This is a genomic window from Thioalkalivibrio paradoxus ARh 1, assembly GCF_000227685.2.
Lineage (GTDB): Bacteria > Pseudomonadota > Gammaproteobacteria > Ectothiorhodospirales > Ectothiorhodospiraceae > Thioalkalivibrio > Thioalkalivibrio paradoxus.
The window spans coordinates 1,015,527-1,027,163 of sequence record NZ_CP007029.1; the positions used below are offsets into that span (position 1 = coordinate 1,015,527).

8 protein-coding genes are annotated in these 11,637 nt (G+C 67.3%); 2 read left to right on the forward strand and 6 right to left on the reverse strand.

Going from position 1 to position 11,637, the window contains the following annotated elements; all coding sequences use genetic code 11:
* Nucleotides 1-72 precede the first annotated feature (72 nt).
* Nucleotides 73-3,342, reverse strand: a complete 3,270-nt coding sequence (locus THITH_RS04725) for an error-prone DNA polymerase (protein ID WP_006748859.1) — start codon at nucleotides 3,340-3,342, stop codon at nucleotides 73-75.
* A 368-nt stretch (nucleotides 3,343-3,710) separates the two neighbouring features.
* Between THITH_RS04725 and THITH_RS04730 the strand changes: the two genes are divergently transcribed.
* Both THITH_RS04730 and THITH_RS04735 read left to right on the forward strand, forming a co-directional pair.
* Nucleotides 3,711-5,090, forward strand: coding sequence for an MmgE/PrpD family protein (locus THITH_RS04730; RefSeq protein WP_006748858.1), 1,380 nt, complete (start codon nucleotides 3,711-3,713; stop codon nucleotides 5,088-5,090).
* A gap of 76 nt (nucleotides 5,091-5,166) precedes the next feature.
* A complete protein-coding gene (locus THITH_RS04735; protein ID WP_156925488.1) occupies nucleotides 5,167-6,222 on the forward strand; it encodes an ATP-grasp domain-containing protein in 1,056 nt (351 codons plus the stop codon).
* Between the two features lie 182 nt (nucleotides 6,223-6,404).
* Here THITH_RS04735 and THITH_RS04740 read toward each other — a convergent pair whose 3' ends face one another.
* The 5 genes from THITH_RS04740 to trxB all read right to left on the reverse strand — a co-directional run bounded on the left by THITH_RS04740 (nucleotide 6,405) and on the right by trxB (nucleotide 11,466).
* The gene (locus THITH_RS04740; protein WP_006748856.1) at nucleotides 6,405-7,163 is read right to left on the reverse strand and encodes an SDR family NAD(P)-dependent oxidoreductase; all 759 of its coding nucleotides are present in this window, start codon (nucleotides 7,161-7,163) and stop codon (nucleotides 6,405-6,407) included.
* Nucleotides 7,160-8,461: an FAD-binding oxidoreductase gene (locus THITH_RS04745; protein ID WP_006748855.1), complete on the reverse strand. Its 1,302-nt coding sequence runs from the start codon at nucleotides 8,459-8,461 to the stop codon at nucleotides 7,160-7,162. Before THITH_RS04745 ends, THITH_RS04740 begins: the two co-directional genes overlap by 4 nt.
* Before the next feature lies 1 nt (nucleotide 8,462).
* Nucleotides 8,463-9,227 (reverse strand): leucyl/phenylalanyl-tRNA--protein transferase, encoded by a 765-nt coding sequence (gene aat / locus THITH_RS04750; RefSeq protein WP_006748854.1) that lies wholly within the window; start codon nucleotides 9,225-9,227, stop codon nucleotides 8,463-8,465.
* Nucleotides 9,228-9,290: 63 nt separating this feature from the next.
* On the reverse strand, nucleotides 9,291-10,454 hold the full coding sequence (locus THITH_RS04755; protein WP_025367282.1) for a GNAT family N-acetyltransferase: 1,164 nt from the start codon (nucleotides 10,452-10,454) through the stop codon (nucleotides 9,291-9,293).
* Between the two features lie 58 nt (nucleotides 10,455-10,512).
* Nucleotides 10,513-11,466, reverse strand: a complete 954-nt coding sequence (trxB, locus tag THITH_RS04760) for a thioredoxin-disulfide reductase (RefSeq protein ID WP_006748852.1) — start codon at nucleotides 11,464-11,466, stop codon at nucleotides 10,513-10,515.
* Nucleotides 11,467-11,637 lie beyond the last annotated feature (171 nt).

Consider the following 11,637-nt stretch of genomic DNA (forward strand, 5'->3'; position numbering starts at 1 on the left):
TCCAGGGGTCCGCCCGGATCCCGAACCCGGTCGTGTGGCGGCCGCCAGGCACAACACCGCCGTCTCTCCACGTCATCCGAAGTCCCGCGATCGTACGGCCAGCGTGCCCAGCCAGGCGCTGCGGTCTCGCAGCCGTTGTGCGACCAGGTGGGTTACGCCGTCTTCCTGCTGCAGAACGCCGGTCACCTCGAGCAGTCGCGCGTGGATGACCGCTGCGCGCGCCTTTTCCACCAGCGCCGGCCAGACGATCACATTCACTGTGCCCGACTCGTCTTCCAGAGTCAGAAACACGGTACCCTTCGCTGAACCTGGCCGCTGCCGGGTGATCACGACACCCGTGTAGCGCACGCGGGCGCGCGGGCCGCCGGCGATCAGCTCGACCGCGGTGGGAATGCCGGCCAGTCCCGGGTGTCCGCGCAGCAGGGCCAACGGGTGCGGTCCCAGCGTCAGGCCGGTGCCGGCGTAGTCCTGCAGCAGATCCTCCGCGATCGTCGGTGCAGGCAGCATCGGAACGGCTGCGGGCCGCGAAACCCCGGCAGCGGGAAACAGCGGCAATGGCGGCTCGACCGCCTGGGTATCCCAGCGTGCGCGATGCCGGTTCCCGGCCAGCCGGGCGAGCGCTCCGGCCTGTGCCAGCCGCGTGGCTTCGGCGCGATCGAGGCGCGCGCGGATCACCAGATCGGCGCTATCCCGAAATGGCCGTTCGACGCGCGCTGCCACGATGCGCTTCGCACTGTCGGCGTGCAGACCGCGCACCATCGAGAGCCCCAGGCGCAGCGCCAGATCGCGACCTTCCCTGCGCTCGCCGGCATTCCCTGAGCGATTCCCGGCGCTGGCTTGACCACCGCCTCGATTACTGCCATCACTCCGGGCACTGCCACGGCCCTCGGGGCTGCCAGCCGTGTTGCTGAAGACAGCTTCGACGCTGCAGTCGGCGAGGCTTGCGGTCACGTCGATCGGCCGGACCTCGACTCCGTGGCGGCGTGCGTCGGCGACGATCTGCGCCGGGGCGTAGAAGCCCATCGGCTGGCTGTTCAGCAACGCGCAGGCGAAGATCGCCGGTTCCCGGCACTTGAACCAGGCCGAGACGTAGCTGATCAGCGCAAAGCTCGCCGAGTGCGACTCAGGGAACCCGTATTCGCCGAAACCCAGGATCTGCTGGTAGATCTGCTCGGCGAAGGTGGCCGGGTAGCCGCGTTTGCGCATGCCGTCCAGCAGCCGGTCGCGGTACTTCGCGAGGTTTCCGGTGCGGCGCCAGGCGCCGATCGCGCGGCGCAGGCCGTCCGCCTCGCCAGCGCTGAAGCCGGCCGCGACCATCGCCAGCTCGATCACCTGTTCCTGGAAGATCGGCACCCCGAGCGTGCGCTCGAGTACCCGTTTCACCTCCGGGCCCGGGTAGGTCACCGGTTCGCGTTTCTGCCGGCGGCGCAGGTAGGGATGCACCATCCGGCCCTGGATCGGGCCGGGGCGCACAATCGCGATCTCGATCACCAGGTCGTAGAAGGTCTCGGGTTGCAGGCGCGGCAGCATGCTCATCTGCGCGCGCGACTCGATCTGGAACACGCCGACGGTATCCGCCTGTTGCAGCATCGCGTAGACCACCGGGTCCTCGGCCGGCACGTCGGCGAGCCCCCAGTGCTGGTTCCGGTGCCGCGCGAGCAGTTCCAGGCAGCGGCGCAGGCAGGAGAACATCCCCAGCGCGAGGATGTCGATCTTCAGCAGGCCCAGTGCGTCGAGGTCGTCCTTGTCCCACTGGATCACGGTGCGCCCGGCCATCGCGGCGTTCTCGATCGGCACCAGTTCGTCCAGCCGCCCGGCGGCGATCACGAAGCCGCCGGTGTGCTGCGACAGGTGCCGGGGAAAGCCGCGCAGGATCTGCGCCAGTGTCTGCCACTGCCGGGCCAGGGGCCCGTCCGGGTCGAGCCCCACCTCCTGCAGACGCTCGCGCGGGATGCCGTCGTCCCACCAGGCCATGTTCGCGGTCAGCGCGTCGATGCGCGCACGGCTGATGCCCAGTGCCCGGCCGACGTCGCGCAATGCGCTGCGGCGCCGGTAGCGGATCACGGTCGCGGTCAGTGCCGCGCGTTCGCGTCCGTAGCGCCGGTAGAGGTACTGGATCACCTCCTCGCGCCGCTCGTGCTCGAAGTCGACGTCGATATCGGGAGGCTCATTGCGTTCGCGCGAGATGAAACGCTCGAACAGCATATTCGAGCGCGCCGGGTCCACCGCGGTGATGCCGAGCGCGTAGCAGACCGCGGAGTTCGCGGCCGAGCCGCGACCCTGGCACAGGATGCCGCGCTCGCGGGCGAAACGCACGATGTCGTGCACGGTGAGAAAGTAGGGTTCGTAGCCGAGGTCGGCGATGATCGCGAGTTCGTGCTCGAGTTGCGCCTGGACTTTCTCCGGCGTGCCTTCGGGCCAGCGCTCCAGGCAGCCCTGCTCGACCAGCCGCCGCAGCCAGGGCCCGGGCTGCTCGCCGGCGGGGATCGCGTCGGTGGGGTACTGATAGCGGACCTCGTCCATGTGGAATCGGCAGCGGTCCGCCACCCTCAGGGTTTCGGCGAGCCAGGCCGCAGGGTAGAGCCGGGTGAGTTCGTCGCGCGGGCGCAGGCAGCGTTCGCCGTTCGGGAACAGCGCCGGCGCGGCTTCGGCGACCGTGGATTTCCGCCGCAGCGCGGTCAGTACATCCTGCAGCGCGCGCCGTCCGCGCAGATGCATCAGTACGTCTCCGCAGGCGAGCACCGGGATTCCGCTGGCCGTGGCCAGAGTCTCGGCCCGGGCCCGCAGCAACGTGTCGTCAGGGCTGCGCACCAGCGTGACCGCCAGGTGCAGCTGCTGTGCCGATACCGCTCGACCCAGCCACTCCGCCCAATCGAGATCCCTGCGCAAGAATGCCGCGTCCGGGTCTTCGCAGCGGGTCTCGATACGCCACAACACCTCGCAGCCCGGCAGCCCGGACCACTCGGGCCGTAACAGATCGTCCGCCCGGAGCCGGTATCGGCCTTTACTCCCTGCCCGGCGCGCATGGGTGATCAGCCGGCACAATGTCCGGTAACCGGCCAGCGAACGCGCCAGCAGCGTCAGCCGTGGGCCATCGCAAAGCCGTAGATCGGTACCCACGATCAAGTGCAAGCCCGTCTCCACCGCTGCCTGGTGTGCGCGCACGATCCCGGCCAGCGAGCACTCGTCGGTGAGCGCCAGCGCGCGATACCCCAGCGCCGCTGCCTGCCGCACCAGTTCTTCCGGGTGCGATGCGCCGCACAGGAAGCTGAAGTTGCTGCGGCAGGTCAGCTCGGCGTAGCCGGCCGGAGCTGCATCCGGCGCTGCGTCTATACTGTTCATATTTACAGTATAGACGCAGCGCCGTCATGCCGGATCCACCCCAGGTTCACCCGACTGATCGCCGGCAACCGGTTCCCTGGGCTGCCCGGAAGCACTCTCGGTGTGGCCGCGCCCCATCCCTTCGCTGCAAATCCTCGGCGAACAATGCTATACAGTCGCCACGTCACCGAACTCCAAGCCCGAATTCTCACGCGGAGAGCTCGGTCCAGCTTCACCGACGCGATCGATGGATGGACCTGAAGTAGCAGTGCACGGCACCCTTTGCCCGTCGACCCCGCCCGCCGACGTCGGGCCGGACCGCAAATCATGGATCGTCACCGATTGGAGGATGCACGGATCCATGCCACCCACCATGGACCAACCGAGACATGGACCAACCTACGCGCAATCTCGCCGAGTTCGCAGTCTCGCTCGATTATGGTGCTCTGACGCAATCTGCCATCGATTCGACCGTTCGCCATGTGGTCGACACGATTGGCTGTGCGATCGGGGCTCTGGACGCGAAGCCGGCGGCGATCGCGCGCAGTATCGCGGCGCTGAGCGGCGGGACTCCGGGTTCGACGGTCATTGGCCTTGAGCAGCCCACCACGCCTGAATATGCAGCGTTCGCCAACGCAGTGATGGTCCGATACCTCGATTTCAACGACACAGGGATCGGCGGCCATCCCAGCGACATGATCCCCGCTACCCTCGCGGTGGCGGAGCCGCGATTGTCGAGTGGCAGCGATGTGCTACTGGCAACGTTCATTCAGTACGAAGTGGTAGCGGCACTCAGGCGCGGGGGGTTCCACCGCCTGCGCAAACGGCATGTCGATCAGGTTCAGTCCGTCATCGGGAGCGCGATCGGGGCCGGCCGCATCCTTGGTCTCAATACCACGGAAATGGCGAATGCAATCAGCTTGGCGTTGACCCCGAATATTCCACTTCGAGTCGTTCGCACCGGCGTGATCTCGGACTGGAAGGGCTGTGCAACCGCGCATGGAGCCATGATGGGAGTTTTCGCTGCCCGGCTCGCACGCGAAGGACTCACTGGACCACCTGAACCATTCAACGGAATTGCGGGCCTGTGCGAGCTGGTGGGGCTGCCAGCTTTCGAGGTGGGAGGCGTCGGACGCGCGTACAACGGTCTGAGTGCAATCGAGGCCACAGGTTTCAAGCCCTACCCATCGGAATACAGCTCACAGGGCCCGATCGCCCTTTTGCTCGATCTCAGAGCGCAACTGACAGTCGACCGTGTCACTGCGATCACCATTGCACTGCACTGGGGCGGTTGGCACGAGATCGGGGGCGGCCAGGGGGACCACGTGGAGAAATGGCATCCGACAACGCGGGAAAGTGCTGATCACAGCCTGCCTTATCTCGCCGCGGTTGCTCTGATCGACGGTGCAGTTTCGCTTGAGAGTTTCTCCGAGCAGCGCATTGGCGATCCCCAGATCCGAGCGCTGATGCAGAAAATCCGGGTCGTCGAAGATCCGGGTCTGACCCGGGCCCACGCCGGCGAACTGCCGAGCTGGCCGTCGCGCGTCGAGATCGTGCTGGACGACGGGCGGCGGCTGGAGCGGAGTTGCGCTCGCCCGAAAGGCCATCCGCTGAATCCATTGATGGATCAGGAGCTTGAGTCGAAGTTCATTGAGCTCTGCGAACCCCGGATGGCGATGAGTCGGATCCGGCAGCTGCTCGATACGCTTTGGTCGCTCGCTGCGCTCGACGATATCCGGAGTCTCACTCACCAGTTGCGGACGATTTGAAATGACCGAAGGTACCGATCGGAGAACCAATCCGGTGACAAGGCCTCGCCTATTGCTGCTGTCAGGGGGCAGCCTTGTGGGCCAGAACATTATCGCCGCTCTGTCGCAACGGCGGGACCAACTGGACATCCGTGCCGTAAACAGCAAGGCAGACGAGCCTACCCTGTTCGACTTCGATGCCGTCTATCTTGCGCCGTGGATTGGCTCGGATCCGGGCGCATTCGAGCAGCGCTTCGACGCTATCGTGGAAGAGGCCGCACCCGACCTCGTGATTCCCTGCAGGGATGACGATGTCGCCTTTCTGGCGGCGAGGGCGCAGCGGGATCCGAATGCGCGCAGCCGATATCTATGCGGCAGCCGATCGATTGCAGACGCATTGAGCGACAAATGGGAGAGCTGGCGTTTCTCGAGCGCACTGGGCCTGCCGTTTGCCCCGACCTTGAGGGCCGATTGCGCCCGGGACGAGCTGGACGCCTTCGTTCACGCGCACGGTTTCCCTCTGGTCGCGAAGCCCGTCAGCGGATTCGCCTCGCGTGGCGTCGTTCTGGTGCTGGACCGGGAGCAATTGGCGAGGCTGGTGGGTCGGAACGACTATATCTTTCAGAAGTTCCTGGGGGACCCGGATCGGGTGCGCGCCCATGCGCAGAGTGTCGCGCGCGATGGTGTGCCGCTTTTCCACACCTTCGAAGAGGTCAAGCACTCGATTCAGGGCTGTATTGCGCCCGAGGGTCGCATTTCAGGGCTGATGGTGACCGATAACCTGATGCGTTTCGGCCGGAGCGAACGCGTGGATCTCGCGACGGATCCGGAGCTCGAGTCGGCCGGAATGCAATGGGTCAGGACCTTTGCCGAAGCCGGTTGGCGCGGACCGCTGAACATACAGTGTCAGCGCGGGAGCGATGGAAGACTCGCAATCTATGAATACAACGGGCGCTTCACTGGCGCTACTGCGGCCCGTTACCTGCTCGGGTTCGACGAGGTCGGCATGGTGGTTCGGGACTGGCTGGCGTTTCCGCTGCGCGTGGACGCGCCACCGCCTGGCGCGCGATCGGTGATCCGTACGATGAACAGCCGCATGCTGGACCCCGGCAAGGTGACCTCGCTCTCGCGGACGCTTTCCTGGCGCCCATAGGCATTGCCGATGGGCGTCGCCCGAACCATATCGTGCAAACGCCCACGGAAAAACTCGAATCGCGCATGATCTGTCCCGCCGCTATCGCCACGTTCGTGGTCCCGCCATGTCCGCCGGGTATGGTGTCCAAGGCTGGAGGTCGCGACCCGCCGGCGGGAGGTCGGTGGCGCGTTGCGCAGGGCCTACGGTGACAGCCGCTTGAACAGCGGTTCGGGAATCATCTGGAGGACTCCAAGGATCGGGCGCCAGAACCACGGCAGGTACACCACGTCGCGGCGTCTGGCGAAGGCGCGGACGATGCCGCGCGCGACCCGCTCGGGTCGCGTCCACAGCCAGCGGTTGCGGTCGAGGCCCTCGGTCATCGGCGTGATCACGAATCCGGGCTTGATCGTGAGCACGCGCACGCCGCTGCCGTGGAGGCGGCTCCGCAGCCCCTGCAGGAACAGCGCCAGCATGCCCTTGGCCGCACCGTAGACGTAGTTGTGCTTCCGCCCCCGGTCGCCGGCCACCGAGCCGATCACGCCGATCACCCCCCGTTGCCGGGCCTCGAAGTCGTTTGCGATCACGGTCAGCAGGGTCATTGCGCTCAGTGCGTTCAGCCGCAGTGCCTGCAGCATGGCGTCGGGCGATTGCTGGCAGCGCGCCTGGTCGGGCTGGCTGCCCTGGGCGATCAGCACGGCGTCCAGGTCCGGATGGCGCTCGCGCAGGGCCTCCCACAGGGCCGGCAGCGCGTCCAGATCCGAGAGGTCCGCTGTCACTCCGTCCACCTCGGCCAGCCCGGCGGCGCGCAGGGCCAGGTCGTCGGTCAGCCTGCGCAGCTGCACGGGGTTTCCGGTCACGACCACGAGGTGCACGCCCTTCGCCAGCCAAATGCGCGCCGCTTCGGTCGCGATGCGCGAATCGGCGCCAAGGATCGCAATGCGTCGGGGGGCTTCGTTCATGGATTCATCCTGCGCCAGAAGCTGGAGGAAAACGCCGGGTCGATGAACGTGGCGAACTGCTCCCAGTTCGGGAAGCCCCGGCGGAACACGGTCACCGACATCCGCGCGTCCTGACCCGGGTACAGCGCACCGCCGGCGGCACTCACCACGTCGTCGAGGTCGGCGAACAGGCTGCGGGTCCGGTGGCCCTGGTTCGTGAAGTCCAGCGCCAGGGTAACCCCGGGCCGGGGAAACGACAGCAGCCCGGGCGAGGGCAGGGTGCCGAAGCACTGGAGTGTCGCGCGGCAGGCGCCTTGCCGGTTGGCCGCGATCCGCCGCAGCAGCGTGCGGATCCCGTCACGAGCGGCGCCTGGGGGCAGCACGCACTGGTACCGGTAGAACCCGCGCCGCCCATAGATCCGATTCCAGTCACGCAGGCCGTCGAGCGGGAAGAAGTGAGGCCGGTAATGCTGCAGCTGCAATCCCGGCCTTGCGCCCAGCTGGAAATACAGTTGGTTGAACACCCGCACACTGTGCCGGTGCAGTATCCAGCCGGGCAGGTCGAACCGCATCGCAGCCGATCGATGGCGCCCGCGCGGCAACCGAGCCGATGCCGGCTGCGGCGGCGCGTGCCGGCTGCCGAGGAATACGCCGCGGCCGAGCTTGCTGCCATGGGCCAGGCAGTCGATCCAGGCGACGCGGTACGGCCAGTCGGCGCCGAGACGGTCGTTCAGTTCCCAGAACGCGTCGAGATGGGGAAAGCGGTGGCGCTCGGCCAGCATGAACGCGTTGCAGACCGGCATCAGCTGCAGCCGGATGCGGGTCATCAGCCCGGTCAACCCCAGGCCGCCCACGGTGGCCGCAAACAGCTCGCGCTGCTGTTTCGGACCGATCCAGAGGCGTGCGCCGTCCGAGCGGCGCAATTCCAGCCCGATCACATGGCGGCCAAAGCTCCCCGCGATAGGGTGATTGCGGCCGTGGACATCGTTCGCGACCGCGCCGCCCAGCGTGACGGACTGCGTGGCAGGCACCACCGGCAGTGCCCAGCCCTGCGGCAGCGACCAGGCCAGCAGGTCTCCCACCTGCATGCCGGCCTCGCATTCGAGTACGCCGGTGCGCCGGTCGAATGCGATCAGCTGGTCCATGTCGCCGGTGAGCAGCAGCGTGCCCCGGTCGTTCAGGCAGGCGTCGCCATGGCTGCGCCCACTGCCTCGAGCGAGCAGCGGCGCCGCCGATGCGGGCAGCGGTGCCGAGCGGTCGGTCCACTCGAGCACGCGGGCATGACGGACCCTCGGCAGGCGATTCCAGCTCGAGGGCATCTCAGACGGGTGCTTCCGGGTGCCGCCAGCCGTCGTCCAGCGGGTGAATCCGCGGGTCCATCTGCCAGGAAGCCCGGCCCGGATCCTGGTCGACCAGGCTGCGGATCCGCTCCAGGAACTGGTCTCTCGGGATTTCGCGGGCACCCATCGTCAGCATATGTGGCGTCGGCGTCTGGCTGTCGATCAGCGGCCATTCCCACTCGGCCAGGTGCCGGCAGAGCCAGGCCAGCGCGATCTTGGAGGCATCGCGGACGTGGGAGAACATCGATTCCCCGCAGAACAGCCGGCCGATCGCGACTCCGTAGAGGCCGCCGACCAGCGCGCCGTCCTGCCATACCTCGAGCGAGTGGGCGTATCCGCTGCGGTGCAGGCGCAGGTAGGCATGGCGCATCTCCACCGTGATCCAGGTACCGCTGGCACCGGCCCGCGGGCCGCTGCAAGCGCGCACCACCGCCTCGAAATCGCGGTCGAAGCTGACTTCGAAGCCGCCGTTGCGGATCGACTTGCGCAAGCTGCGTGACAGGCGCAGCGCTGCGGGTTCGAGTACGGTACGGGGGTCCGGGCTCCACCAGAGGATCGGCTGTCCCGCCTCGTACCAGGGAAAGATCCCCCCGCGGTAGGCCCGCAGCAAGCGCGGCGGCGACAGGTCGCCACCGGCGGCGAGCAGGCCATTGGGCTCTTGCCAGGCCTGCGTTGCTGGCGGGAACGGTTCTTCCGCGAGGCCGGCGTGGAGCCAGGTGATCATCCGGCGCGCCTGGCGGCTCATCGCCGAACTCCGGCGCCCGGCAACACGCGCGCGCGATGGTCCCGTGTCACGGGCGACACGCCCTCAGTCCGGGGTGCGGTAGGGAGAGTGTTCCATCAGGCTGGCGCATTGTGCCTCCATCATCCGGCGTTCCCGCTGGCAGAAGTCCTGCACCGCCGCACCGAACCCGGGTGTCAGGATCGCGTGTGCCGAGGTGGTCGGCGTCGGGAGGAAACCGCGCGGAATCTTGTGTTCGCCCTGGGCCCCGGGTTCGAATCGGGCCAAGCCTGCGCGGATGCAGAACTCGATGCCCTGATAGTAGCAGGTCTCGAAATGAAGGTCGGGGAGGTCCTCGGCACAGCCCCAGAAGCGACCGTACAGCGTGTCGTGGCTCCGGTAGCAGAGCGCGGCGGCGACGCTCTGGCCGTTCCGCTGCGCCTCGAACAGGATCACCTGCTCGCCGAGCGCGGCAGCGGTGCCAACGAAGAAGTCCTCCGACAGCGTCGGAATCCCCATGTGCTTCTCGAAGGTGTCGAGGTAAAAGCGGTGGAACCGCGCCCAGTCCTCCGGGCCGGCGGTCGTGCCGGTCAGGGTGCGGAACTCGATCCCCTGTTCGGCGACCCGCCGCCGCTCGCGCCGGATGTTCTTGCGTTTCTTCGTGCTCAGTGCGGCCAGAAAGGCGTCGAAGTCCGCATAGCCGCGGTTATGCCAGTGATACTGGCAGCCCATGCGGCGTACCAGGCCCGAGTGGTCGGCCTGCGCGGCCTCCGCCTCGGTCGGAAACAGCACGTGTACGCCCGAGGCCCCCAGTTCCGCGCCGCGCGCGGCCGCAGTCTGCAGCAGCCGGTGCCGGACCGCTTCCGGATCCGCCTCGTCGGGGTGTACCAGCAGCCGCGGCCCGGTGGCCGGGGTATAGGGAACGCTGATCACGAGCTTCGGGTAATACGGCTGCCCCTGGCGTTCCCAGGCCGTCTGCCAGGCCCAGTCGAAAACGAACTCGCCGTAGTTGTTGGTCTTCGCGTAGCACGGGGCCGCGCCCACCAGCGTGTCGTCGCGGAATGCGAGCAGGTGCTGGGGGAACCAGCCATAGCGCCGCCCGAGGCAGCCGTGGCGCTCGAGGCCCTCCAGGAACGCATGGCGCAGGAACGGTTCCCGGCCATGCGTCAACGCATCCCAGGCGCCTGGGTCGACCGCGTTCAATGTGTCCCGGACCTCCATGCGGAGACCAGGGTCGGCGCTCGCAGTCATGGCCGCACCGGATTGCCGGCAGGATCCGCAGCGGAGCTCGCGCTGGTGCCGATCCGGCTCAGGGGTGCTCGTCCAGGAAGCCCTCTGCGTCCAGCGCCGCCATGCAGCCGCTGCCGGCCGAGGTGACCGCCTGCCGGTAGATCTGGTCCATCACGTCGCCGGCTGCGAACACGCCAGGAATGCTGGTCGCGGTTGCGTTGCCCTCCAGGCCGCTTTTCACCTTGATGTAGCCGTTGTCCATCTCGAGCTGCCCTTCGAAGATCCCGGTGTTGGGTTTGTGCCCGATCGCGATGAAGATCCCGGTGAGTTCCAGATCCTTGGTGTCTCCGGTTTCCACCTGCCGCAGGCGCATGCCGGTCACGCCGGTCTGATCGCCGAGCACCTCGTCGAGGACGTGCTTCCATTCGATCGAGATCTTGCCCGCCTTCTCCTTCTCGAACAGCTGGTCCTGCAGGATCTTTTCCGCGCGCAACGTGTCGCGCCGGTGCACCAGCGTGACATGATCGGCAATGTTGGAGAGGTACATCGCTTCCTCGACGGCGGTGTTGCCGCCGCCGATCACCGCGACCTTCTGGCCCCGGTAGAAAAAGCCGTCGCAGGTCGCGCAGGCAGACACGCCCTTGCCCTTGAACGCCTCCTCGGACTCCAGCCCAAGGTACATCGCGGTCGCGCCGGTTGCGATGATCAATGCATCGGCGGTGTAGGTGGCGCTGTCCCCGATCAGCCGGAACGGACGCGAGGACAGCTCGGCGGTATGGATATGGTCGAAGATGACCTCGGTGTGGAAGCGTTCCGCGTGTTTTTGCATCCGCTGCATCAGGTCCGGCCCCTGCAGGCCCTCGACATCACCGGGCCAGTTGTCCACGTCGGTGGTGGTCATCAGCTGCCCGCCCTGCTCGAGCCCGGTGACCACGACCGGGTTCAGGTTGGCGCGGGCTGCGTAGATTGCCGCCGACCAGCCGGCCGGGCCCGAGCCCAGGATCAGCAGGCGGCAGTGTTTGGGATCGCTCATCGGGAATCTCCGTGCAGACAGGGTAATGGGTGGAGGAAACGGCGGTTGCGCCGACCGGGCATCCGCCCCGCCGAAGGACGCGCGCGGCCCCCATTTTCGTCCGTGATTATTCGGAATGGCCGCAGGGCTGTCCAACGACCACAACCGCGCCACGCCAGACGGGACGTGAGC